This window comes from Marinobacter sp. M1C (genome assembly GCF_023314135.1).
In the GTDB taxonomy this organism is placed as follows: Bacteria; Pseudomonadota; Gammaproteobacteria; order Pseudomonadales; family Oleiphilaceae; genus Marinobacter.
Genome location: NZ_CP092289.1, coordinates 4437940 through 4463107, shown reverse-complemented (window position 1 = coordinate 4463107; position 25168 = coordinate 4437940). Strand labels below are relative to the sequence as shown.

The following is a 25168-nucleotide window of genomic DNA, read 5'->3' as shown; positions in this document are numbered from 1 at the left end:
GCTATTTCAGGGCGCCTTTGATTCAGCTCAAGTAATGAATGTATTGCGGGGGTGTTTTAACGCCGTGGCCAGTAACGTTGCATTTCCATAAATAGGAAAGACGCACTCCAGCCCACCAGTACCAGCCCGGTCAGGCCCTCAATACCGGTCAGAAAACGCAGGTTGCCTATAGGCTCAATGTCACCGTAGCCGACGGTGGTAAATGTGCTGAACGAAAAGTAAACGCAGTCCAGAAGGCTGCCGTTAAAGTTACCAACCAGAAGCCCCCAGCCGAGGGTATGGTGCATAGCAAAGTACGCTATGGCAAAAATCCATACTTCCAGAGCATGAGCGGCCAGAACACCCAGCACGGCCACAATCAGGCGGAAATGGTGATGATTGCCCATTTTCCCTAGTATGCTGCTCAGCCGCACCAGCACACTGAAGGCAACAGTGGCGATAAGCAGGCTTCCGGGTTCTTCTACAGGCAAAGGTGAATCTCTCCGTGCTGAATGACAGGCCCGCAGAGCGGGTGAGCTTACCCCGGCTTATAATGGGTTCTTGCAGGTATTATGGTTGGGTTTGTTTTTTCTGTCACCCGATTGGCGCTATGATACAGATTGAAAAATGCAGAGCAGTTTCCACAGGAGTTAAGGCGATGTTTGTGAAAAAAATCTCAGCAGCTGTGTTGATGGCCACTACTCTGACGTTTGCAGGTTGCGCATCTGTGGGCCAGGATTTTGCCACCCACAATGTTGACCAGATTACAGTCAATGAAACCACTCGCTCAGAAGTGCAGGCGTTGTTCGGTGAGCCTTGGCGTACCGGTATGAAAGACGGTAAGCGCACCTGGACTTACGGCAAGTATCGCTGGTCTGCGTTTGGCGACGACAAAACTGAAGACCTGATTATCACGTTTGATGGCAACGGAGTGGTGAAGTCTTACAATTACAACGCCACGCAGTAAATCGCGAAGAGTGAATAAATAAACGGGCTGCATTTGCAGCCCGTTTTGTTTTAATCAATTTTACATTTCTACGCTGTCTTTATAACGCTGAGTAGGTCCACTTCCTTACGGCAAATCCGGGGTGAGGAGACTATGCTTGGCGCCCAAAATCTCCTTCTGTGGAATTCTTCGATAATGATTGAATTGTTTTTTTCGACCTACATCAGCAGCTCTATCCGCTTTTTGTTTCTGTTAGCGCCGTTTTTCGTGGTGACCATGTTTTTGGCGCTAACCCGCGGGCTGCCGGCGGACGAGAAAACCGCGATTATTCGTCGTGCCTGCATATCGGCGCTGGTGTTGGGTGTGATTCTGTTTTTTGCCGGTCCGCTGTTGTTTGGTGCTATTGGTATTACTCTAAATTCGTTCCGCATTGGTGCAGGCACACTGCTGTTTTTGACGGCCATCAGCTTGGTTAACAATGGTACTCGCAGCCACGCCACGGGTTTACCGGATGACAATCGCGACGATATTGCGGTGGTGCCCCTGGCGATTCCGGTGATGATTGGCCCGGCGACTATTGGTGCGATTCTGGTTTACGGTGCGGAGCTGAAGGAGGTTGCGGCGGTGGCCGGGGGTCTGTTGGGGTTGGTGTCGAGTTTGCTGATTCTAGCGGTGTTGTTGCGGTTGTCGGGTTATCTGGAAAAGGCGATGGGTAAGAATGGCCTGAATATTATGTCGAAGATCAGCGGGTTGATTCTGTCGGCTATGGCGGCGGAGATCGTATTGACCGGGTTGTCCGGGTTTATTGCGGCTTCTGGGTTGGTGGCTAGGTAACGAGCCGAAAGTCGGGGACAGATTTCAAATCTGTCCCCATTTTGTTCTTGGGGCATCTATTTTTTTGAATTCCGCAGTGCGGGGTTGAAGCCTCTTGCCGGGTATTTTTTTCTTTGGGTCAGGCCGATCAGGATTAGCGGTATTACGATCATCAGGCTGCCGGCCAGGAACCATAAATCCGGGACTTCGTTGAACCATATCCAGCCGATGGCCACCGCCCAGATCAGGCCGGTGTATTCGGCGCTGGTGACTTGGTTGGCGTCTACCTGGCGGTAAGCCAGCAGTACGGTGATGTTGTAACCCAGTATGAACAGGGAGGAGCCGGCGGCGATGATGACCAGGTCGGTGCTCCAGCGTGAGCCTTGCTGCCAGTCCCAGATGGCCAGTGCGCCTGCGGCCGGGATAATCAGCAGGTAGTTCAGGACCAGTTTGTGCACGGTGCTCTGTTGCTTTGGCAGTTTACGCACCAGTACGGCGTTGATAGCCAGTGAAAACGCCGAGCCCAGGGCCGCAAACGCCGCCCAAGTGAAGTCTATGGGTCTTAATATCAGGATAATGCCGGCAAAGCCGCTGAATACGGCAATCACGCTTAGGGGTGTCAGGCGTTCGCGGAAGATAACGACTGAGAACAGCATCACCAGTATGGGCGCGGCGTAGAATACGGCGTTGGCGGTGGCCAGGGGCAGGTTGGCCAGAGCGACGATCATGCACAGCATGCCAATCAGGTGAACATGGGCGCGGATGGCGTGAATGCCGGTGCCAGCAAAAAACTGGCGGCGGTCTATTTTTTTGGCCAGCGGTAACAGCAGCAGCAGAGTTAGCACGCAGCGCAGGAAGGCGAATTGAAATATGGGTGCGCCCGGCTCCAGCAGTTTTATCAGGACATCGGAAATTAGCGCCATGGCGTTGCCGATCACCAGCAGAAAGATGGCGCTGCCAACGGTTTTGCCAGACATGAATAACCTCAGAAAACGCGGAATGGATGCAGCAGGGCAGTATAGCCGTGGCTTTGGTCAGCCTGAATGCCGTTTAATACCTATCTAATATATAAGTGCCTATCTAATATATAAGCACCTATTTAATAACTAAGCTATCGAAATAAAAGCGCCGACAATCTTTGTGGGATTGCCGGCTCAGCGATCAGTGTCCTGCGGGGCGCTCGACCACTTTGCGTTTGCCAGTGGCGCACTTTGACAGCTCTTTCAGGCCGTCGCTGTCAAACGCATCCACGCGAATAACGTCGTAGAGCGCGGTGAGTGCCTCTTCCAATTTTTCGCAATCATCGGCGTTCACTACGCCTTCGGCGCAGGCCCAGTCGACCAGTTGTTTGCGTTCGTGGCCCATCAGCAGGGCAATGCCGTCCAAGTCGTCTTCATCGCGGTTGCGAACGGCTTGGTGCAGGCGGGCGCGCATGTCGGTGGTTTCGTTGGCCAGACGGTAGGCGTTCAACACCCGGCCCAGGGAGTCGCTGCTGTCTGTGGGTATGTAGGCGCCGCGGTGAATGCGCTGGCGCAGTGGCGTGTCTTCGACAATGCTGGCGGCCACTTTAGTGCCCAGGCGGTCGTCGGGGCCATTCAGGCTCGTCGCGCCCAAGGGGAATACCAACAATCGCAGGGGCCAGCGCAGGGCTGGAACCGGGAAGTTGATGATGGCTTCACGCATGGAACCCTGCAAGTCGCGCAGGCAGGTTTTCAGGCACCATTCCACCATGTGGCGTTGTTCTTCCGGATAGCCTTCTTCGTGCCATTGTTTGATCACTGCGGTGGCGTAATACAGCTGTACCAGACAGTCGGCCATGCGCCCGGACAGGCGTTGGCGAGCCTTTAGGCCGCCGCCTACGGAAAGCAGCGTAACATCGGTCATCAACGCAAGGGCCGCCGAAAAACGCGCCAGTTGGCGGTAGTAAGATTTCAGGTTGCCTTGGCGTGGCACCGGTTCGGCCAAGCCGCCGGTCAGGCCCAGCACCAGTGCGCGCAAACCGTTGCGGGTGGTGTGTGCCAGGTGACGGTAGAAAACGCCATCGAACTTTTTGGCGGCCTGATTTTGGTCTTCCATGCCAGCCGCCGCGATTTCGTCAACAATAAACGGATGGCAGCGGATGGCGCCCTGGCCAAACACCATTAGGCTGCGGGTAAGAATGTTGGCGCCTTCTACGGTGATACCGATGGGTATAGCTTGGTAGGCGCGGGCCAGGAAGTTGCGTGGCCCGGTAATAACACCTCGGCCGGCAACGACGTCCATGGCGTGGTTGATCACAATGCGCATCAGGTCGGTGTTGCGGTATTTCAGCAGCGCCGAAGGCACGGCCGGGCGTACGCCGCGGTCCAGCATACCTGCCGTGAGCAAGCGCGCGGCGTCCATCATCCAGGTGTACCCGGCGATGGGTTCCAGCGCTTCTTGCACGCCTTCAAACTGGCTGATGGAGCGGCCAAACTGTTCACGGGTAAGCGCGTATGAGCCGGTGGCCAGGCTGGCAACTTTGCCGGCGCCTGTGCCCAAAGCCGGCAGCGAAATAGAGCGACCGATAGACAGGCATTCCAGCAGCATGGTCCAGCCTTTGCCCAGCATGTCTTGGCCGCCGATCACCTGGTCCATGGGAATAAATACGTCGTTGCCCCAGGTTGGGCCGTTCATGAACACCGTATTCATGGGCAAGTGGCGGGCGCCGGCGTGCACGCCATCGGTATCCCGCGGCACCATCACACAGGTCACGCCAATATCGGCGTTGTCGCCCAAAAGGGCGTCTGGGTCATACACTTTGATGGCCAGCCCAATCAGAGTGGCCACCGGCGCCAGCGTAATGTAACGCTTGTTCCAGGTGACTTTCAGGCCCAGTACTTCTTCGCCCTTCCACTGGCCTTTGCACACAATGCCTTTGTCTGGAATAGCGCCGGCATCTGAGCCTGCCACCGGTGATGTCAGAGCAAAACAGGGGATTTCCTGGCCGCCGGCCAAGCGTGGCAAATAATGCTGCTTTTGGGCATCGGTACCATAGTGCATCAACAGCTCACCGGGCCCAAGAGAGTTGGGTACCATCACGGTGACCGCTGTGGACACGCTGCGAGTGGAAATTTTCATCACGATTTCGGAGTGCGCGGTGTTAGAAAACCCCATGCCGCCGTCTTTTTTGGGTATGACCAGCCCAAAAAAGCCGTTGCCGCGTATATACGCCCAGACTTTTTCTGGCAGGTCGTAATGCTCGTGGGTGATTTCCCAGTCGTTCAGCATGGCGCAGAGATCCTCTACCGGGCCATCCAGAAACGCCTGTTCTTCGCTGTTCAGGTGCGCCGGCTTTGCGCCCAGCAGTTTCGACCACTGTGGCTTGCCGGAAAACAGCTCGCCGTCCCAGTCCACCGAGCCGGACTTCAGCGCTTCGGCTTCGGTATCTGACAATTGTGGCAAGCGTGAGCGCACCCAGTTCAGCAATGGCCTGCTGAACTTATTGAGTCGGAGGTCACTGGGGTTCAGCAGAATTAACGCCAAAGCCAGGGCCAGCCCGCCGAGGACAAAGCTGGCGAGATGCCAGTCATCTTGGGCCAAGCCAATCAGCGTAGCAACGCTCAGCACAATGCTGGCCGTCTTTCCGCCAATACTGAGGTAAATCAGTACCAGCGCGCTCAACAACAGAAGCACAACACTCATGGCAACTCCTTGTCACAACAAAAAATGCCCAGAACAACTCATGATGCCCGGAACAAACACTATAGCAGGCCCCTGTAGAGCGGGTCGCACTCTGCACTCTGGAATGATTGGTAATATCAGCTAAATACTGCAACAAAAAACGACATTTAATTGGATAAAATTATAAAAACCTATTGTACAATTAAGTATGATAGTTATTTTAATTTAAAAGAGGTGATGTATGAGTCGTCAGTTAACGGTAGCCAAGCGCCTTGGGGCTGGCTTTGGCCTGATCCTTTCACTGATGGTGCTGATCAGCTTGATCGGATACAACCGTGTGGGCTTTATTGACCGCACTTTGACGGAGATCAGTGACGGCGAATCTGTAAAGCAGCGCCACGCCATTAATTTCCGGGGTAGTGTGCACGACCGAGCCATCGCTATTCGCGATGTGGTTCTGGAACAATCACCCCAGGCAGCGCAGCAACACATTCGGGATATTGAGCGGCTGAAAGCCGCATACCGGGAGAACGCAACCGCGATGGCGCAATTGTTTGCCGAACAGGGTGCGACCGATCAGGAGCGAAGCCTGCTCAGGGCTATTGAAGGCATAGAGCGCGAGGCTTTGGCGAAAACCGAAACCCTGTTGACGATGAACAATCAGATGGCGTCTCAGAAGTACCTGTTAGATGAAGTGTCTGGCGCCTACAGGGAGTGGCTGGCGCGGGTGAATGCGTTTATCGACCACGAAGAAGCCAAAGTCGCCGCGGGTATTGCCGCGGTTCGCCAGACCGCCGGGGGCTTTTCAATGCTGAGCCTGACCGTAACAGGGATGGCTATTTTGCTGGGTGCCTTGGTCGCCTGGCTGATTATTCGCAGTCTGCGCCGCACCCTGGGCGCTGAACCGGAGGATGTGGCCCACGCCATCCGCGAGTTGGCAAATGGCGTACTGAATACAAACATTCGCACCGACTACCCGGACAGTGTAATGGGCACGCTGCGCACGACCGTTGGCCAGTTGGCAGAGATTATTCACGACGTGCGCGCCGGTGCCAACGAACTGCTGTCGGCCTCGGCGTCGTTGCGGTCTACCTCTAACGGGAACAACGAACAAATTCGTTTACAGGCTAACGAAACCGAACAAATGGCCGCAGCGGTGAACCAGATGGCGGCTACGGTGAACGAGGTGTCCGGTTACGCGGCCAGCGCGGCGTCTGCCACCCAAAAGGCCGATCGCGAAGTGGAAAACGGCAACCGCCTGGTGGCAGATACCGCCAGTGCCATTGGCGAGCTGGCCAAAACGCTGGAGCAAGCCGCTGTTAACGTGCAGCGTGTGTCTGCCGACAGCGCCAGCATCGAGAAAATTGTAGATGTGATTAGCGCGATTGCAGATCAGACCAACCTGCTGGCACTGAACGCCGCCATTGAAGCCGCGCGGGCAGGTTCCCACGGCCGCGGGTTTGCCGTAGTAGCCGATGAAGTGCGGTCTTTGGCTTCGCGTACCCAGCAATCTACTCGCGAGATTCAGGAGATGATTGGTAATCTGCAAACCGGCGCCGGCGAGGCTACCAGCGTGATGGAAACCAGCCGTTCACTGGCGAACACCACCGTGCAGAAGATGTCCGGCGCTGAGGATGCGCTGGCCAGTATTCGCAATGAAATGGGTTCTATTAACGACATGAACGCTCAGATTGCCAGTGCAGCAGAAGAACAGAGTTCGGTGGCGGAAGAAGTGAATCGCAACATTAGCCGCATTCACGACGCGACCGTAGAAGCATCAGCCGGTTCTGATGAGGTCGCAGCGGCCAGCCAGCGTTTGGCCGTACTGGCCGAGCAGCTGAATCGTCGGGTTGATATATTTCGCGGCGCCGAAACGAGCTGAAGGCGTGATCACCACCCTCGTTCCATGCTCAGCCCGATAACCAGCAAAGCCAGTGTGGCAAGCAGGCCTGCTACGTTCATGGCCAGAACCGGCAGTAGGCGGTGATGGTCGTTGGCCACCTGGGGTAATTTAAAGGTAATCCATAACGCCAGCGGCAAAGTTATAAAACCCAGCGCCGTTGCTGGCGGCAACCAGCCGCTGACCAGAGCCAGCGCAAGTACGCCATAACTGGCCAGTAACATGGCTCCTGCCAGCCACGCAGCTTTATAAACGCCCAGCACAATCACCGCGTGATAACGGCCGCCACGGCGATCGGCTTCGGCGTCGGGAATCTGGTTCATCAAAAGCAGTGTGCTTACCAGCAGCAGACTGATGACAGACATCGCGACGGCCGCGGCGTTGATCGGCGCCCCCAGTGCTACCAGAGTTCCCAGCACCATCACCGGGCCAAACCCCAGCCCGGGCGCCAGCAGACACAGCAGGGGCGAACGGGTAATCCAGCGGGTGTAGGTAATTATCAGAGCAACGCCAGCTCCCCCCAGTATCAGCATCGGCAAGCCCCGTTGCGATAAAAAATATAGGCCAATAGCCACTACCAGACCCAATGTAACCCGTGCTCCCAGTAAAACGGAGCGCGCCGCCGACGGCAGCTGTGGCAGGGCGCCGCTGCCGCCTGAAAACGGCGTACGGCGGGTGTGCAAGTCCAGCCCGGACCTAAAATCTTCGTATTCATTCAGCATATTCACCGCGGCATGGGCCAGCAGCGCACCAATGAACACCAGCAAGGTGTCTAACAGCGGCGGAGGTTCTGGCAGCCGCCACGCCAAGGCTACTCCCAAGCCCACGCACAATGGCGCCATAATCAAAAAATTGGGTCGCGACGTACGAATAACAACGGCGGTTTCAGACATGGAATACGGGGCCTTGTAATGTATGCTGCTACTTTGCTATCAATCAATTGTAACCTCAAACTTAGGCACAGCTCGCAACGGCGAGCGTTCCTGCTTTTGACCCTTTCAGGGAGTGTCGTGTGTCTCACGTAGATTTTGACCAACTGATAAGCCTGGAAAATACCCATGCAGTAAAGCTGGAGGCTCGCGAAACGGTATTCGGCCGCGCCGATGTATTGCCAGTATGGGTAGCCGATATGGACTTTGCTGCGCCACAAGCGGTTACCGATGCGTTGATCAAGCGCGCCCGGCATCCGGTGTACGGTTACACGATGTTTCCCGATAGTCTATACAGCGCCATGGGCGACTGGTTTCGCCAACGGCACCAGTGGAGCATGCAGCGCGAATGGGTGCTGATGGCACCGGGAGTTGTGCCTTCGATACATGCCGCCTGTATGGCCTGCACTAACCCGGGCGACGAGGTAATTATTCAACCGCCCGTTTACCCACCGTTTTTCAGTTCGGTGCAACAAACTGGACGCCAGGTTCTGGAAAATCCACTGCTGGCGGAAAAGCAGGAAGACGGCAGCCTTTACTACCGCATGAATCTGGCCCATCTGGAGCAATGTGCGGCGCGGCCACAGGCAAAGATGCTGGTGCTGTGTTCACCCCACAATCCGATTGGCCGGGTGTGGTCTGAGGCCGAACTGACGGCGGTGCTGGATATTTGCCGACGCTACAAGTTGGTGCTGCTGAGTGATGAAATTCACTGTGATCTGGTGTTTTCCGACAGCCATCGGCATCGTATGCTGGCGGCCCTTGCGCGCCCCGATGACCAATTGATAACTGCCGTTGCGCCTAGCAAAACCTTCAACATTCCGGGCCTTGGTTTGTCGGCGTTGGTGATTGCCGATAGTGGGCTACGGCAGAAAATGGCGAAGGTGCTGGAATCGTTCCACATGCCCCAAAGCAACCCGTTCAGCGTGACTGGTTTTGAGGCCGCCTATTGCTACGGTGGCCCCTGGCTGGATCAGCTGATGGACTATCTTCAGGCTAATCGCGATTTTGTGGTAAATCAGGTTGCCCAACGCCTGCCAGGCGTAGAAGTGAGCGCCCCTGAGGGTACTTACTTGATGTGGCTGGACTGCCGCGCGCTGGGGTTGAGCGACGCCGACCTGAAACATTTTTTTGTGCAGCAAGCCGGCGTGGGGATGAATCAGGGTGTGTCGTTCGGTGCCAGTGGCAGCGGTTTTATGCGCTTGAACATTGGCAGCCCGCGAGCCACTCTGGAGCAGGTGATCGAGCGTATCCAGGCGGCGCTTAGCGCTCGGGAGTAGATTCACGATGAGTGGTGGGGTGGTGGTTTAACCATCGTTGTCGATGAGGTCGTCACCGTTTTCTACAGCTTCCACGCTCTCTCCCATTCCCGTATTGTCGGCGTGGTCAAGTTCGCCGCTGGTGTGAAATTCCGGGCTGTCAGCTTTGGTGCCCAGGTGGTAGGCGGCGAATCCTGCCATAACCACCTGGTCTACCGCCATCCCAATCAACCGCCCGCTGCGAGTGGCTCGCACCGGATACTGGGCGTTGGTAATGGGGTCGGTAACGTAGCCCATCAGGTCGCCCTTGTTTACCCTGTCGCCCAAGGCCACCTTGCTGAACAGAATGCCCCCATGATCCACCCGCACCCACAGTGAATCATAGTAAACCGGCTCGGGTGCACCCCACACAAACATCCGCGAAATCATTTCCTGTTTTTCCAGCAGGCTGATCAGGCTGTTCACCCCGGCTTCTATCTGGTGCTCTTGAATTCGGTGGGATTCCCCGGCTTCCAGAGTCACTGCGCGAATGCCGGCGTTAGCCGCTGCGGTGCGCAACATACCGGGTGAGCCGCTGCTGTGCACCACCGCCATTCGGTCAAAGCCCAGGGTGAAGGCTGCTACATCTGGATTGTTCATATCGGCGCGCAGTTGCGGTAGGTTAGTGCGCTTTTGCGAGCCGGTGTGAATGTCCACCAGCATGTCGCAATGGTTGATAACTTGAGTAAAAAGCGAGTGGGCAATACGGTCCGCCAGGCTGCCGTTGGAGCTGCCGGGAAAGTGCCGGTTGAGGTCGCGGCGGTCAGGCAGGTAACGGCTGCCTTGCTCAAAACCCGGCAGATTCACAATTGGTACACCCACAACCCGCCCGGACAGTTTGGTCGCGTCTAGGTCATACAGGGTGCGGCGCACAATTTCGATGCCGTTTAGCTCGTCGCCGTGAATGGCCGATGTCAGGCACAGGGTAGGTCCGGGGTTGATGCCGTTGACCACCAGAACCGGCGTTGGCTGCGACAGACCGGCAATCTGGATGTTTGGAGACCAAGCCAGGCGGGTAGAAATGCCCGGGCGAATATCACTGCCAAGCAGGCTGAAACTGGCTGTGATTTTTGGGGCCTCCACCGCGGGTGCGGGCTGAATCGAGTCTGACAGCGACTCTGGCAGCGGCTCAGAAAGCGGCTTTGCACCGCTGTCAGGGCTTGCCGGTTCGGCCGCGGCTGCCGGGGGCGGCTCGGGTGGCCGCGCGACGTCCTTCAAATCGATGTCCGGTGCGCTGCGGCTGGCGGCCGGTTGTGATTCCACGGTTGCCTGTTCGGTATCCAAGTCGGCGACTAAGGCGCCGCCGTTATCGTCGGCTTGGACTGAAAACGCGCCAAAAGCGCCCGCCACAACTATGGCGCTTGCCAGCGAGCGCCTGGCCAAGTGCTGCCAAAATGCCATCATCACCCTGTGTTTGCTAGCCATACTACCTCTTGTAATCATGACTCCCGGCTTTTGCCGAGCCTGACGGTCGACAGATTAGAGCGCTTTATAGATGGTTGATATGGCTGTGACAAAGGTTTAATACCGTTTTCATGAAGCTTTTGCTGGATTTGGCATAATAGATTGCGGATTGAAAAAATATTTAAGTAGCATGCTTTTGTCATCAAACAAGGAGTCGGGCCCATGGACCTTCTGCGCATTCTGATTGCCATTTTGTTGCCGCCACTGGGCGTTTTTCTGCAAGTGGGCATTGGCAAGCATTTCTGGATCAACATTCTGTTGACCCTACTAGGCTACATTCCGGGCATCGTGCACGCGGTGTGGGTCATTGCCAAAAAATAGCTGCAAGAAATTCGCCGCCATGAAATAAAGACCGGGCGCAGAATGCGCCCGGTATCAGCCTAATCAGGTATGGCGGGTAGCATGCCAGGCGTCGCCGTTGCAACTGGCGCGGTCTTCCTGCTCCAGCTTTAACAAGTGTGCCAGCGCCGAGCGCGCGGCCACCCCGTGAATCGCCGCCGGTACGTCGTCATAGGCGCTGGCGGTAAGCTTTTCCAGGCTGACCGGTGCCAGCTTCTTCAGCACCCGGGCAATTTTGTGTTCGCGGGTCAATCGGTGGGTAATTAAATAATCTACCGTCGCCTCTGGCCGCGCCATCACGAAGCCATGGCCAGGTGCAATAAAACTCAGCGGTTCGGCCAGCAAATCATAGAGCGATTCCATGTACGCCTTCATATCGCCGTCTGGTGGGTTTATCACCACGGTGGATCCCTGCATGATGTGGTCCCCGGAAAACAGCATTCCCTGTTCCAACAGCAAATAACACAGGTGATTTGACGCGTGGCCCGGCGTGTGTAAAACCTTGAGGATGCCGGCGTCTGTGGCAATCAGGTCGCCGTGTTCGGGCTCGTCATCCGGGTTGAAACTGCTGTCCTGTGACGCGCCTGCCGGAGCGGCACGGCCGATCAGCCGGCATCCGGTGCGCTGTTTCAGCAGGCTGGTGGCCGGCGAATGGTCCTGATGGGTGTGGGTTACCAGCACCTGATCAATACGGCCACCGGTTAATTGCATAATGCGTTCGATGTGGGCGGGGTCTTCCGGACCCGGGTCAATCACGGTGAAACGATCGTGGCCCACCAGGTACGTGTTGGTGCCCGGCCCTGTCATCACGCCCGGGTTGGGTGAGGTCAGGCGGATAACGCCCGCGGCAATTTCTACCGGCTCGCCGGGTACAATCACTGCGTTAGTGGTACCTGCACCTTCCGGGTCAAGCTTGCGGGCTTCATCGTACGCCGGCGCGTCGGGTTCCAGAACGATGGTTTTATCGCGGCGTCTGGCAGGCCAGGGTTCGCTGGGCAAAGGCTCGGGCGGGTTGGCATGGGCGTAGCGCATAACCTCGCCGGTGTTGGCGAAATCGTGCAGCACCCGCAGGGTGCGCAAGGTTGGCAGGCTGAACAGGCGTTCGCCGCTGCGGTATTCCGCCAGGCCCTGTTGCGGGGTTATCCACAAGTGGTCGATGGTTTCTTCGCCATCGTGGCTGGCGATCTGGTTTTCTGGGGTAACCGCCACAAAAAAGCGGGTATCAAAGCGCCGCGGTGGCCCCGGCGGGGTTACCCAGTGGCTCAGGTAAGCCAGCCGGTCCAGAGGCAGAATCAGATTGTGTTGCAGGCACAGCACCTGCAAGCTCACGTCGCCGCGAAACAACGCCTGCCGTGACTGATGAATGGGGTGGTCTGCGCCGACCAGTTCACCGTTATCGTTAACCGCCAGCAGCAGGCCGGCCTCTTCGAAGCATTCCCGCAATGCCGCCACCATGTAGTCTGCGCCGCCCTCGCTTAGGCTCATGGTCTGGCTGATGGCGCTATCGTCAGGGCCGGCAATGTGGGTGCGGCAGGCTTGGTCGGCGTCATCCACCGCGCCACCGGGAAACACGAAATAGCCCGGCAGAAAAGAGGCTTTCCAGGTGCGTTGTAGCAGTAGCACCTCAAGACCCTTGTTGCTATCGCGGATCAAAGCAAGAGTGGCAGCGGGGCGAATATCCATAAAATTACCAGCAGTCAGTGGTCAATATAACGCAATTGGGATTTTTGCGTGATTATGCCAACATACCTCATTTCTCGGCATAGGCGAATGCATTGTGGCTCGAATAAAACTGGAATTTCCCGAACAGGTGTTTTGTTTTCAAACTCGTCTGGCAGTGCGCAGCACCGATCTCAACGGTGCCAATCATTTGGGTAACGATGCGCTGATTTCCATGCTGTCAGAGGCAAGGGTGCAGCTTCTTTCCCATCACGGGATCGACGAGGTCGGTCACAATGGTTTGGGAGTTCTGGTGACTGACTTGGCTACCGTGTATCTGGCCGAAATTTACTACCCGGAAACCCTGGTGTTTGACGTAGGGGTAACCGATTTTAATCGTTACGGCGGTGATTTTGTATTCCGCGTAACCCGCGAACGGGACGGCACAGAAGTGGCGCAGGCCAAATACGGTTTTGTATTTTTTGATTATGGTGAAAAACAGGTAACGCCCATGCCGGATAGCTTTCGTTTGAAGTTCGCCTAACCGGCATTACGGGCAGTTATTTCGCCGGGTTCTTGCCTGCTTTTTGCGGATAGCCTTGCCATACCGGCACGGTAAAGCTGCCAGGCGATAATGCCGGCCAGCAAATTGCCCACCAGCGCGCCGGTCATCAGGCCGGGAATGCCATTAAGCCGGCTGCCCAGCCAGAGCATGGGCAGGTAACACAGAAACAGTCGCAAGGTGGAAATTACCAGCGCCCGCAGCGGCAGCCCCAGGGCGTTGCACACCGACACCATCAGCATGCAGGCGCCCAGCCCACCGTAGCTCAGCGGTACCCGCCATAGATAGCTGGCCAGAATGCTTTGCACCTGTGCATCGGTGGTGAACAATTCGGTCACCAGGGCGGATCCCAGCAGCCACAATAGGCCAATAGCCAGCTGCCAGACCACCAGAAACCGCACGGCCAGGCGCACCAGGCGACGGACATCTTCTATTTCACCCCTGCCCAGCATGCGCCCGATCATTTGCGGCATCGACATGGTCAGCGCCAACACCACCACAATCGAGAAAAACTCCAGCCGCGACCCCAACCCCCAGGCCGCTACGGCGGTAGAACCAAAACTGGCGACCAGCGCTGTGGCCAGCACCGCGGCCATTGGCGGCATCATCTGGCTGACCATGGCCGGCGCCATAATGCCGCCTAGCTGGCGCGCAGCACGGGCCAGCTGCAGGCCGGCCAGATCAAACCCCAGCCAGCCGCGCTTGAGCAGCAGCGGATAGATCACCAGAGCGCCCAGGCCGAAGGCGGTGGCGGTGGCCCAGGCCGCACCGGGCAGGCCCCAGCCGAAATAAAAGATGTACAGCCAGTCTAACCCTATATTTAGCAGGCTGGTGGCCACCATAACCGCGCCGGGCAGTTTGGTGTTGCCGTGGGAGCGGCACAGGCTGTAACCGAAATACACCATGGCGCCGATCCAGGCTGCAATCAGCCAAGGCGCCCAGTATTGGCGAATAACAGGCCATAGTTCAGGCTCGGCGCCCAGCAGGGTCAGAATCGGTTGCTGACCGAACCACACCAGCAGGCACAGCACCAGCACCAGGGCAGCGCCAATGATGACTACCAGTCCGCCTAATTGGCGCGCGCGATCGTTGTTGTTCAGGCCCAGGGTGCGCGAAATTACGGCGGTGGTGGCAATGCCCAGGCCGACATACATGCCACTGACCAGTTGCTGCATGGGAATGGTAAAACCCAGCGCCGCGAGCGGGTCGCGGCCAAGCTGGCCTATAAACGCGCTGTCAGTAAGCTGAAAGGTCATCAGCGATAACACACCGAACAACATCGGCCAGGTCATATTGTAAAGCTGGCGAGGCAGGCTGGCGTCGGTGCTGGTGTTGGTGGCTAATTGGCTCACAGGGGCAATCCGGATGTGCGTTCTGAATGAAGTCGAGCAGTGTAGCAGTAAGCGCCGGGGCATTGGATGCTTGCGCGTTGAGTTGAATAGCAACGCAAAATAAAAAAACCGGCACCGCAGGCGCGATGCCGGCATTCGTTATGGCAGATTACAGAACGTTCAGAGCGGCGTCGTAGTTGGGCTCGTCTTTGATTTCGCCAACCAGTTCGCTGTGCAGTACCTTGTTGTTCTCGTCTAGAACAATCACCGCGCGGGCGCACAAACCTGCCAACGGGCCGGTTTGCATAGCGACGCCGTAGTCCTGCTGAAAGCTGTAGTTGCGGAAGCTGGACAGGGAAATTACTTTGTCCAGGCCTTCGGCGCCACAGAAACGGGCGAAGGCAAAGGGCAGATCTGCGGCAATCACCAACACTACGGTGTTGTCGAGATCAGCGGCTTTTTCATTGAATTTGCGGGTAGATGCAGCACACACGCCGGTATCTATGCTTGGGAAAATGCTCAGAATTTTACGCTTGCCGTCCCAGCTGCTGAGTTTGACGTCTTCCAGGCTGTTGTTGGTCAGAGTAAAAGGTTGGACGGTTTCGCCAGGTTGGGGAAAGTTTCCGCTCAATTCTACGGCATCGCCGCCAAGTGTTACGTTGCTCATAACATTCTCCTTAAGGATGGAAGTGTCAGAAAAACAGATTTTATAATACCGGGTAACTTACTCTTTTTAGTCTAAATTGGATGCATTTGCACGTTTTTGGTCGCCAGGTGCCCGGTTAAACACGGGCTTCCGCCTCGAAGCCCGGTGCCGGGAAGCGTTGTACCAGAAGTACGTAGCTGGCAAGCGCGGCAAACGTAGACAGCGCAATCACCAGCGCCATCACCAGTGACGTGCCATCGTGCAGGTAGCCTACCAGAGCGCCGGAACCGGCGGCTATGGTCATCTGTGCGAAGCCAAACAGGGAAGAGGCGGAGCCGGCCATGCGCGGGAAGTTTGCCAGTGCGCCGGCCATGGTTTGTGGCAGTACCATACCGGTGCCGCACAGAATCACCGCTTGGGGCAACATAACCGCCCATACTGAATAGATCTCAGCCAGTGCCAATGATGCCATAACGGTGCCACCGGTCGTAGCCAACAAAATACCACGCAGTAAAATCTGATCGGGTAACAAGCGTTTGCCCAAGCGCACCGCCAGCAGGTTGCCCACGATGTAGCCGGCCACCACAAAGGCAAAGTAGAGCCCGAAATGTTGTGGTGACACCCCCAGAAAGTCGATGAGTACGAAAGACGAGCCGGAAATAAAGGCGAACAGGCTTGAATACATCAGGCTGTTGGTCAGGGTATAACCCAGAAAACTGATGTCACTGCCAATCAGGCGATAGTTCTTCAGCAGTGATGCGGGCCGCAGTGGCTGGCGGTATCCCGGGCGCATGGGCTCGGGTATGCCGATAGCCACAATGGCCATCATCGCCAGGGCGTAACCGGCCAGCACGTAAAAAATCGATGCCCAACCCAGATGGGTAACCATTACGCCGCCAATGGTGGGAGCCAGCGCCGGGGCCAGGGCCATAATACTGGCCAGAATGGCCATGATGCGGGTCGATTGTTGTGGTGTATAAATATCGCGCACCGCGGCGCGCCCCAGTACCGGGCCAGCCGAACCCCCAAGCGCCTGCAAAAAGCGAAACAGCATTAGACTGTCAACGTTGGTGGCGCGAGCACAACCAATACTGGCGAGGGCAAATATAAAAAAACCGGCAATCATGATGGGTTTGCGGCCAAAGCGGTCGGCCAAGGGGCCACAAAACAACTGCGCCATGGCAAAACCGGCCAGATAAAAGCTCAGGGTAAGCTGGACATCGCCGATGCTGGCGTTCAGGTCGCTGCCAATCTGCGGCAGTGCCGGCAGGTACATATCGGTTGCCAATGGCCCCAGTGCCACCGCGGCAGCTAATAATATGGTGGTCCAGATACTGGTTAAGGCAAGCATGGAAAATTCCGTAAAAGCGGTGACTTGGGCAGGCAGTTTACGGATTTAAAGGCAGCGGGTAAGCCAGTCAGTTGTCATACAACCTATGAATGATATCGATTGATTATTGCGCCATTCCATTCATGGTGGCCGCCACTGCGTTTATCTGGTTGCGCAACCAGCGATGGGCAGCATCGTTCTGATAGCGCTGATGCCAGATCATCAACAGGGTAAAGGGCTTGTAATCGAACGGCAGTGGCACCCAAGCGGCCCGCGATAACAGCTGCTGACCCATACGTTCCGGCGCCACTGCCAGCATGTCGGTACCGTATAAAAGGCTGGCAAGGGCCGAGAAGTTTGACACGCTCACTCTCTTGGTGCGGCGCAGATTGCGGGCGCTCAAGGCTTGGTCCAGCCCCGGCTGTTCGGCGGAACCCAGCATCAGGCTGATGTGGTCGGCTTTGAGAAAATCTGCCAGGGTATGAGGCGGCTCGCGCCGGACCGGATCATAAAACACCACCATGCGGTCGGCCATCAAGCCACGTTGCATAATATCGCTGGCTTCCGGTGGGTGCGGCGACACAATCAAATCGCAGGTTTCCTGACGTAACAGCTCGGCGCTGGGAATGCCGGCAGCGATCACTTGCAGGCGAATGCCCGGTGCCTGCGCACGCAGAATAGCCAGCAGGCCTGGCAACAGAAGGTCGCGCTCATAATCGTTGGCGGCGATGGTAAACACTAAGTCTGTGGTTTGAGGGCTGAACGGCGGGCCGGAAGACAGCGCGCGCAAATCATCCAGCACCTGGCGAATATGCGGGCCGGCCTGCTGGGCATAACGGGTAGGGGTAATACCGCGCCCGGATTTTACGAACAGCGGGTCACCCAAAGCCTGGCGCAACCGCTCCAGAGTGTGGCTAACGGCCGACTGGCTAACCCCAAGCGTTACCGCGGCTCGCGATACGCTGCCTTCGTCCAGCACCACCAAAAAGGTAGCCAGGGCGCGCAGGTCCAGATTGAAAGGTTCAACAGGGTTCATCAGCGGGAATCCGGTGTCAGTGCCATAATGAAGTATGGTGCTAGTGCCACAAGCTGGCGCCAGAATAATGTAAATACGATACCACGCTGGTAGCAGTAGAAGGCATTCACCTCTGCCCAAGACCCAATGTGGTTGTTATGATTAGCCATCCTGAAATTTCAAAATGGAATGAACCCATGCTCAGTTTTTTACCTGCGCCGGTGATTGGTGTACTGAACTCGTTGCTGTTGTTACTGAACACCCTGGCCTGGTGCCTGCTTTTGTACATTCCGGCGCTGTTGAAGCTGATTATTCCCCACAAGGGTTTTGGTGTGCTGTGCACCAAGCTGATTATTCGCGTGGCCGAAATTTGGGTAGCGTGTAACAGTGGCTGGATGAGACTCACCCAAGGCACCCGCTGGGAAGTGACCGGGGCCAAAGAGCTGGAGCAGGAAAGCTGGTATCTGGTGCTTAGTAATCACCAGAGCTGGGTGGATATTCTGGCCATGCAGCGGGTTTTTCACGGCAAGGCACCGTTTTTGAAGTTTTTTCTGAAGCAGCAGCTGGTGTGGGTACCGGTGATCGGCTTGGCGTGGTGGGGGCTGGATTTCCCGTTCATGAAGCGCTATTCGCGCCAGTATCTGGTAAAGCACCCCGAAAAACGCGGTGAAGATATGAAAGAAACCCGCCGCGCCTGCGAGAAGTTCCGTCACACGCCCGTCAGTATTATGAACTTCGTAGAAGGAACGCGCTTTACGCCGGCCAAGCGTGCCGCCCAAAAATCACCCTACACTCACCTGTTACCGCCAAAAGCTGGCGGTGTTGGCTTTGTGTTAGACGCTATGGGTGACTCCGTCAAAACACTGGTGGACGTAACGATTGCCTACCCCGGCGGTGCGCCGACCTTCTGGCAGTTCCTGTGCGGCCAGGTGTCAGAAATTAAAATGGAAATTCACACCGTGGCCATTCCCGACAACCTTAAAGGCCGCGATTACATGGCCGACTCTGAATACCGCCGCAACGTAAAGCTTTGGCTTGCCGAGCAGTGGCAAGCCAAAGACCAGCGCCTTACGCGGATGCTGGGACAGGCTCCTGCTTCGGCTCCTGCAGCGTCAGATTGATCTGACGGCGTTCGTCATCCACTCCGGCCATGCGCACCGTAACGGCCTGGTCGATTTGGAAGATACGGCCATTTTTGTTGTGAATCAGGCGCAGGGTGATCGGGTCAAAACTGTATTTGCCATCCAAGTCACGGCAGCTGACAAACCCTTCCAGGCCGTTGCAATTTAAGCGCACAAAAAAGCCGGCGGGAATGGTGCGGCTGATAACGCCGCCCATGTCATCATCGCCCAAGGTTTTTGCAAAGTCGCTTTTTAACCAGTTCTCTACGCTGTTGGCGGCTTGGCGAGCTTGTATCAGAGTCGCCTGAAGCGTGCTAAGGGCGTTGTTATCCAACTCTTCCAACGGCGCCTGCCAGATCAGCGATTTGATCACCCGGTGCACGTAAAAGTCGGTGAACCTGCGTAGCGGTGAGGTGAACGTGGTGTAGGCAGCAAGCCCCATACCCTGGTGTGGCGCGGGGCTGAAGGCCAGCTCGGCGCGAGCCAGTTGGCGCGCGACAATGGATTTTACCGGGACGTCCACGTTCAGGCTGTCGGCGGTTTTCATCAGTGTTTTGAAACTCTCTGCCTGGGCAACGTCCAGCTCGGCAAGCTGTGGCATGTGCTGTTCCAGCAGCTTGCGGATGTTGTCATGACGGTCGGCGCGCAGGCCACTGTGACAAATAAACAGACCTTTGTTGTGCTGCGACAGAAAGTCGGCGGCGCAGCGATTGGCCGCTACCATGCACTCTTCTACCAGGCGGTGGGCTTCATTCTGAACCGTGGGTTCAATGCTGCGAATGCGGCGGTTTTCGTCCAGCCGCAGGCGGAATTCCGTGCGGTCACCACTAATTAGAGCGTGTTCGACGCGCCAGCGACGCAGCGCGGTAGCGGCCTGGTGCAGCTGGTCCAGGCTGTTAGACACGGCTGGCGACAGAGCTTTAATGTCGTCGTCTTCGCGGCCGTCAATCAAGTTGGCAACCAGTTCATAACTGAGCTTGCCGTGGGAGCGGATGCTGGCCTGGTGAAAACTGTAATCGCCCAGACTGCCATCGTTGTTAACCTGCAGATCGCACACCAAAGCCAGGCGCGTAGCGTCGGGCTGCAACGAACATAAGCGGGTGCTGGCGGCGTCAGGCAGCATCGGCAGCGGCTCGCCCGGGAAGTAAATGGCGGTAGCACGGCGCATGGCTTCGCGTTCGGTGGCGCTGCCTGGCTCAATCAGTGCGGTGGGATCGGCAATCGCAATCGACAGCGCCCAGCCGGTGGCATTTGGCACCGCCAGCAGGGCGTCGTCCATGTCTTGAGTGCCCGGGCTGTCGATGGTGACATAGGGCTGCGAGCAGCGGTCTTCCCGCCCTGCGCTGTGTGCGGCTATCGCGTCTTCACTGAGTGCTTGGGCGTGTTGCTGCACTGCCTCTGGCCATGCGTCAGACAAATCAAAACCGGCCATGGTCAGCGCCCGTTCAATTCCGGCATCACCGGCCTGGCCTATTATCCGCAATACTTGTGCCTGGCCTTTGCCGTCTTTGATCGGGTGGCGGTGCAGGCGGCAATATATGTAATCACCGGGCTGGGCGCCGTTACGCTCTTTTGGCGGTATAAAAATCCAGCGGTTAATGCCCGCTGTTTCTGGCACCACAAAATGGCCTTTGCCTTTGACCTGATAGCGGCCTACGAAGGTATCCAGCGAGCTGTTTAACAGCTCTTCTACCACGCCTTGGGTTTTGCCTTTCTCAACATCCTGTTCGATGATGTTGATACGGTCGCCGGGAAGCACTTTTTGCATTTCCTCGGGCGGAAGAAACACATCTCTGCCATCGTCCAGGGCAACAAAGCCAAAGCGGCCATTGGTTGCTTTTACGGTGCCGGAAAAAACCACTTTGTGTTCTTCGATATCGGATTTCAGCTGGCGCAACTGGCTGAGAGCGTCGGCATTAAGCATGAAGTAACCTGGCTGATAAAAAAATGAATGTTGCCGCGCAGTATAACTGTAAAGGAGCAATGAGTCAGACCCGTTAGGCAATGAGAGCGTGGCTGATGCATTATTTTTCGGGTTAAACCGGGTTTGCGGGACTTTATTTTCGATGAAAACGGTGTTTGTCGTGTGTGTTGTCGAAAAGCATACCAAGGGTATTTTCTGGTCTTCCCATGCGCCTCAGGCCGCCCGAGGCGCATGGGAAGGCATTGCGTAACCGCGCGCGCCCACGGTCTGGCAATCAGTTGTGTTCGGCGAATACCTGGGTCTGGCCATTGGCGTTGAATAACAGCACTTGATAGGTATCTTTGCGATCGCCCATTTCCATTCCCGGTGAGCCTGCTGGCATGCCGGGCACACTCAAACCACGGGCTTGGGGCGCTTGGGTTAACAGGCGTTTGATGTCGTCCGCAGGCACGTGGCCTTCAATCACGTAATCGTTGATAAACGCGGTGTGGCAACTGGCTAAAGCCGGTGTCAGCCCGGCTTCGATTTTCACGGGCGTAACATTGTCGACTTCGCTGATTTCTACCTCAAAACCGTTATCTTCCAGATGCTTTACCCAGTCGGTGCAACAGCCACAGGTGGGCGACTTGTAAACGTGAATGTTGCGCTCGGTTTCAGCGCTGACCAGAGCCGAGCCAAGGCTGAGGCTGGCGCCAAGGATAATGGCCAATGTGCGTTGTTTCATCGTTCTTACCTTTGTGTTTTGGAGTCGGTTGGGGCGAGCCAGAACCACCAGACGACGGCGGCCATCAGCGCTAAACCTGTGAGGTTGACCAGAAAAGATGTCATTGGTTCTGCTCCTGCTTGGACGAGTTGTTTATTTTATAACTGGTTTTGAACAACCGTAAACGGTTGGCGTTGGTGACCACGGTGACCGACGACATCGACATGGCTGCGCCGGCAATGATCGGGCTTAACAAAATGCCCCACAGCGGATACAGCAGGCCGGCGGCGATGGGGATGCCCAAGCTGTTGTAAACAAAGGCACCAAACAAATTCTGATGAATGTTTTTCACCGTGGCGCGGGATATTTCGATGGCGTCGGGAACCCCGTGTAGGGAACCGCGCATCAGTGTGATGGCAGCACTTTCAATCGCCACATCGGTGCCGGTGCCAATGGCAAATCCAACATCGGCGGCCGCTAGCGCCGGGGCATCGTTAATACCGTCACCCACCATGGCCACGGTATAGCCTTTTTTGCGCATGTCATTAACTACGTTGGCTTTGTCTTCCGGCAGCACTTCGGCGCGGTAATCGTCAATACCGGCGCTGGCGCAAATGGCTTTGGCGGTGGCGTCCACATCGCCGGTGACCATCATCACTTTGATGCCGGCTTGATGCAGCCGTTTAATGGCAGCGCGGGAATCCGGTTTGATAGCATCGGCGACGCCGATGACGCCCATCACCCGGGTGCCCAAGGCTACAAACAGCGGGGTGCCGGCATTGTCGGTAATACTTTGGGCGGCCTGGTCCAACGGGGTTACATCCAGCCCTTCATCTTCCAGCCAGCGCCGGTTGCCCAGGCGCAGGGTATCGCCGTTGTGTTCCCCGGCTACGCCCTTGCCGTTGAGGCTGTCGAAGCCGGTTATGTCGGCCGGTTGGATAGTGTCCTGCCGGACTTTTTCCATAATGGCGTGGGCCAGCGGGTGTTCGGAGTGCTGTTCAAGACCGGCGGCCAGGGCTAGCAGGTGGCTTTCGTCACCCTCTACTACATGCACTTGAGTAACCGCGGGTTCGCCGGCGGTTATGGTGCCGGTTTTATCCAGAATCACCAGGTTGATCTTACCAGCGGTTTGCAGGGCTTCACCCTGGCGGATCAGCGCGCCGTATTCAGCGGCTTTGCCGACACCCACCATCACCGACATAGGTGTGGCCAGGCCCAGCGCACAGGGACAGGCGATGATCAATACGGTGGTGGCGGCGACCATCATGTGCGCAATCACCGGATCCGGCCCCAGGTTATACCAAACCAACGCAGCGGCTATGGCGATCAGCATCACACTCGGTACGAACACGGAAGATATCTTATCCGCCAGGCGGCCTATCGAGGGCTTCGAGCCCTGGGCCTTTTTTACCAGCCGGATAATTTGCGCCAGGGCGGTGTCGCTGCCTACACGGGTGGCTTCGTACACAATACTGCCACGGGTGTTCAAAGTGCCGGCAGACACGTCGTCGCCTTCGCCTTTGCTGACCGGCATGGGCTCGCCGGTGAGCATGCTTTCGTCAATGCGGGTGTTACCTTCGAGCACCACACCGTCTACTGGCAGCTGTTCGCCGGGCCGAACGCGAATCTGGTCGCCTTTACGCACCTGCTCTATGGGCAGGTCCTGCTCTTGGCCGTCGCGGATCACGCGGGCAGTTTTGGCGCGCAGATCCAGCAGCCGGCGCACGGCTTCGGAGGTTTTGCCTTTGGCGCGCAGCTCTAAGGCCTGGCCCAGATTGATTAGGCCGATAATCATCGCCGAAGCTTCAAAATACACGTGGCGCGCCATTTCTGGCAGGGCTTCGGGGAACACCGCGACCACCATGGAATAAATCCAGGCGGTGCCGGTACCCAGCGCTACCAGGGTGTCCATATTGGCGTTGTGATGGAGAAAGGCTTTCCAGGCGCTGGTGAAAAAATGGCTGCCGGTGGCAATCATCACGCCCAGGGTTAGAATGCCCAGGTTGATCCAGGTAGTCTGGTTGCCGGCATCAACGGTCATCGAGCCGAAACCCATGCCCCAGATCATCAGGCCGACACCCAGTGACAGGCTGACCGCCATTTTTACCATCAAGGTGCGGTAGCGTTTGCGATCTTGCTGCTGGCGGCGTTCGTCTGCAGTGTCTGGATCTTCAATCACGCTGGCGCCGTAGCCGGCGCTTTCGATGGCGTTGATCAGTGCTTGCGGAGTTACTTGGCCGCTGGCGCTGGCGGTATTATCGGCCAGGTTCATGTGGGCGTGGGTAACGCCGCTAACCGACTTCAGGGCTTTTTCGATGCTGCTGACGCAAGACGCGCAGGTGGCGCCTGTGATCGCCAGCTGAATGCCGTCGTCGTTCTCGTTACTGTCGTTGCGGGCATTGCTGGACGTGGTCGGTTTGGGTGCAGGGGGCTCTGTTTCCTCAGAGTCTGATTTTTTACTGTCACAGGATGACGTTGTTTTACTGGCACAGCAGCTTTTGGCAGCGGCGGGCCCGGCATGAAGAATCTCCGCCGGGTAGCCTGCTTCGGTGATTCTGCGGACGGCGTCGGCGGGGTCAATGCCTGCGGGCAAGGTGACGGTTTTTTGCTCAATGTCTACATCCACCGCCGCGTTGTCGGCGATCAGAGGTTCTAAAGCCACGCGGATTTTACGGGCGCAGCCCTGGCAGGTGGCACCGGCAATGCTGAGTCGGTTTTCGGTGTTAGCGGTTGTGCTGTCCATGATTTAGGATTCCTCCGTCAGGCTAGGTTCGGCCTGATCCCAGTGTTCAATTAAACGGCAGATGGTATGACCGTCTGGCATGCCATCGGGCATGCCTTGCCAAGCGTTCAGGGCTTTTTGCATGCGCTGGTGCAGTTGCTGCAGCTCGTTGATCTGGAGCTCAACCTCGGCCAGGCGCTGTTCAAACACGCCGCGGACCATAGGGCAGGGGGAATGTTTGTCATCGGCCTGGTTCAAAATGTCGCGGATCTCTGGCAGAGAAAAACCGAGCTGGCGGGCCTTCCGGGCAAAACGCAGGCGGCGCAGATCATCGCTGGAGAAATGTTGGTAGTTGTTCGCCGGATCGCGGCTGGGTGCCAGCAGTTTTTCGCGGGTGTAAAAACGCACAGTGTCGGGCGTTACCCCAGCGGCACGGGCCATATCTTTTACTTTCATAAACTACCCCGTCGCCTTTTACGATGAGTGTAGCTTAAAACCTGTTAGCCGCTCATAGGTCAAATGTTACGAACGTGTTGTCAGCCTTTGGCGCGAAGAAAGCAGCCACAGTGCTTGCACTGTTCCGGAACCATCAGCTTGGCTTGCCAGCCCAGCTTTTCGCTACAAGCGGGACAGGTCAGCCTTAGCTGCATAGCCACTATTGGCGCCACTAACAGCACCAGAATGATGCCCAGCCCACCCCAGTCATCGTCGCTCGACAACCCCAGTTGGCTGCTGAACACCAAAATGATGATCAGCGCCGTAAAGGCGAACAGAAAATAATTGCGGTTCCACCGTTCCCAGCGGCGCAGACGAGCGTCTTGTAGGGTGGTCAGATAATTGGCCAT

At 56.7% G+C, this 25168-nt stretch carries 22 protein-coding genes; 7 read left to right on the top strand and 15 right to left on the bottom strand.

Going from position 1 to position 25168, the window contains the following annotated elements; translation table 11 throughout:
* Positions 1-56: 56 nt before the first annotated feature.
* Positions 57-470 (bottom strand): potassium channel family protein, encoded by a 414-nt coding sequence (locus MIH19_RS20945; RefSeq protein WP_249006705.1) that lies wholly within the window; start codon positions 468-470, stop codon positions 57-59.
* A gap of 167 nt (positions 471-637) precedes the next feature.
* On the opposite strand from MIH19_RS20945, the gene bamE reads away from it, so the two are divergent.
* Together bamE and MIH19_RS20935 are read left to right on the top strand one after the other, a co-directional pair.
* Positions 638-946, top strand: coding sequence for an outer membrane protein assembly factor BamE (gene bamE / locus MIH19_RS20940; RefSeq protein ID WP_249006704.1), 309 nt, complete (start codon positions 638-640; stop codon positions 944-946).
* Positions 947-1120: 174 nt separating this feature from the next.
* Positions 1121-1759, top strand: a complete 639-nt coding sequence (locus MIH19_RS20935; protein WP_098420715.1) for a MarC family protein — start codon at positions 1121-1123, stop codon at positions 1757-1759.
* A 56-nt stretch (positions 1760-1815) separates the two neighbouring features.
* On the opposite strand, the gene MIH19_RS20930 is transcribed toward MIH19_RS20935, so the two are convergent.
* Together MIH19_RS20930 and MIH19_RS20925 are read right to left on the bottom strand one after the other, a co-directional pair.
* On the bottom strand, positions 1816-2715 hold the full coding sequence (locus MIH19_RS20930; protein ID WP_249006703.1) for a DMT family transporter: 900 nt from the start codon (positions 2713-2715) through the stop codon (positions 1816-1818).
* Between the two features lie 184 nt (positions 2716-2899).
* A complete protein-coding gene (locus MIH19_RS20925) occupies positions 2900-5401 on the bottom strand; it encodes an acyl-CoA dehydrogenase (protein WP_249006702.1) in 2502 nt (833 codons plus the stop codon).
* 220 nt (positions 5402-5621) lie between these two features.
* Here MIH19_RS20925 and MIH19_RS20920 point away from each other — a divergent pair, with 220 nt between their 5' ends.
* Positions 5622-7262, top strand: coding sequence for a methyl-accepting chemotaxis protein (locus MIH19_RS20920; protein WP_249006701.1), 1641 nt, complete (start codon positions 5622-5624; stop codon positions 7260-7262).
* Positions 7263-7270: 8 nt separating this feature from the next.
* Here MIH19_RS20920 and MIH19_RS20915 read toward each other — a convergent pair whose 3' ends face one another.
* Entirely contained in the window at positions 7271-8173 is a 903-nt protein-coding gene (locus tag MIH19_RS20915) for a prenyltransferase (protein ID WP_249006700.1), read from the bottom strand.
* A 119-nt stretch (positions 8174-8292) separates the two neighbouring features.
* Here MIH19_RS20915 and MIH19_RS20910 point away from each other — a divergent pair, with 119 nt between their 5' ends.
* Positions 8293-9489, top strand: coding sequence for a PatB family C-S lyase (locus tag MIH19_RS20910; RefSeq protein WP_249006699.1), 1197 nt, complete (start codon positions 8293-8295; stop codon positions 9487-9489).
* A gap of 27 nt (positions 9490-9516) precedes the next feature.
* On the opposite strand, the gene MIH19_RS20905 is transcribed toward MIH19_RS20910, so the two are convergent.
* The gene (locus tag MIH19_RS20905) at positions 9517-10932 is read right to left on the bottom strand and encodes a succinylglutamate desuccinylase/aspartoacylase family protein (RefSeq protein ID WP_249006698.1); all 1416 of its coding nucleotides are present in this window, start codon (positions 10930-10932) and stop codon (positions 9517-9519) included.
* Positions 10933-11133: 201 nt separating this feature from the next.
* On the opposite strand from MIH19_RS20905, the gene MIH19_RS20900 reads away from it, so the two are divergent.
* A complete protein-coding gene (locus tag MIH19_RS20900; RefSeq protein WP_091998138.1) occupies positions 11134-11292 on the top strand; it encodes a YqaE/Pmp3 family membrane protein in 159 nt (52 codons plus the stop codon).
* A 63-nt stretch (positions 11293-11355) separates the two neighbouring features.
* On the opposite strand, the gene MIH19_RS20895 is transcribed toward MIH19_RS20900, so the two are convergent.
* Positions 11356-12993: an MBL fold metallo-hydrolase gene (locus MIH19_RS20895; RefSeq protein ID WP_249006697.1), complete on the bottom strand. Its 1638-nt coding sequence runs from the start codon at positions 12991-12993 to the stop codon at positions 11356-11358.
* Between the two features lie 94 nt (positions 12994-13087).
* Between MIH19_RS20895 and MIH19_RS20890 the strand changes: the two genes are divergently transcribed.
* A complete protein-coding gene (locus tag MIH19_RS20890) occupies positions 13088-13513 on the top strand; it encodes a thioesterase family protein (RefSeq protein WP_249006696.1) in 426 nt (141 codons plus the stop codon).
* Here MIH19_RS20890 and MIH19_RS20885 read toward each other — a convergent pair.
* From MIH19_RS20885 to MIH19_RS20870, 4 genes are all read right to left on the bottom strand, one after another.
* Positions 13510-14883: an MATE family efflux transporter gene (locus MIH19_RS20885; protein WP_249006695.1), complete on the bottom strand. Its 1374-nt coding sequence runs from the start codon at positions 14881-14883 to the stop codon at positions 13510-13512. The genes MIH19_RS20890 and MIH19_RS20885 overlap by 4 nt on opposite strands.
* Positions 14884-15031: 148 nt before the next feature.
* Positions 15032-15529 carry a thiol peroxidase gene (gene tpx / locus MIH19_RS20880; RefSeq protein ID WP_249006694.1) on the bottom strand — a complete coding sequence of 166 codons (498 nt, stop codon included), beginning with the start codon at positions 15527-15529 and terminating at the stop codon, positions 15032-15034.
* 115 nt (positions 15530-15644) lie between these two features.
* Positions 15645-16859 carry a multidrug effflux MFS transporter gene (locus MIH19_RS20875; protein WP_249006693.1) on the bottom strand — a complete coding sequence of 405 codons (1215 nt, stop codon included), beginning with the start codon at positions 16857-16859 and terminating at the stop codon, positions 15645-15647.
* A 103-nt stretch (positions 16860-16962) separates the two neighbouring features.
* Positions 16963-17874 (bottom strand): LysR family transcriptional regulator, encoded by a 912-nt coding sequence (locus tag MIH19_RS20870; protein WP_249006692.1) that lies wholly within the window; start codon positions 17872-17874, stop codon positions 16963-16965.
* A gap of 176 nt (positions 17875-18050) precedes the next feature.
* Here MIH19_RS20870 and MIH19_RS20865 point away from each other — a divergent pair, with 176 nt between their 5' ends.
* Positions 18051-18974, top strand: coding sequence for an acyltransferase (locus MIH19_RS20865; protein ID WP_249006691.1), 924 nt, complete (start codon positions 18051-18053; stop codon positions 18972-18974).
* Here the strand turns inward: MIH19_RS20865 and MIH19_RS20860 are convergent.
* The 5 genes from MIH19_RS20860 to MIH19_RS20840 all read right to left on the bottom strand — a co-directional run bounded on the left by MIH19_RS20860 (position 18922) and on the right by MIH19_RS20840 (position 25168).
* Positions 18922-20898, bottom strand: coding sequence for a VacB/RNase II family 3'-5' exoribonuclease (locus MIH19_RS20860; RefSeq protein ID WP_249006690.1), 1977 nt, complete (start codon positions 20896-20898; stop codon positions 18922-18924). The genes MIH19_RS20865 and MIH19_RS20860 overlap by 53 nt on opposite strands.
* Positions 20899-21172: 274 nt before the next feature.
* Complete coding sequence (locus tag MIH19_RS20855) at positions 21173-21622, bottom strand: DUF411 domain-containing protein (protein ID WP_249006689.1); 450 nt, start codon at positions 21620-21622, stop codon at positions 21173-21175.
* Positions 21623-21722: 100 nt separating this feature from the next.
* Positions 21723-24344: a heavy metal translocating P-type ATPase gene (locus MIH19_RS20850; RefSeq protein WP_249006688.1), complete on the bottom strand. Its 2622-nt coding sequence runs from the start codon at positions 24342-24344 to the stop codon at positions 21723-21725.
* Between the two features lie 3 nt (positions 24345-24347).
* Complete coding sequence (locus MIH19_RS20845; RefSeq protein ID WP_249006687.1) at positions 24348-24779, bottom strand: MerR family DNA-binding protein; 432 nt, start codon at positions 24777-24779, stop codon at positions 24348-24350.
* An 80-nt stretch (positions 24780-24859) separates the two neighbouring features.
* Positions 24860-25168 (bottom strand): hypothetical protein, encoded by a 309-nt coding sequence (locus MIH19_RS20840; protein WP_249006686.1) that lies wholly within the window; start codon positions 25166-25168, stop codon positions 24860-24862.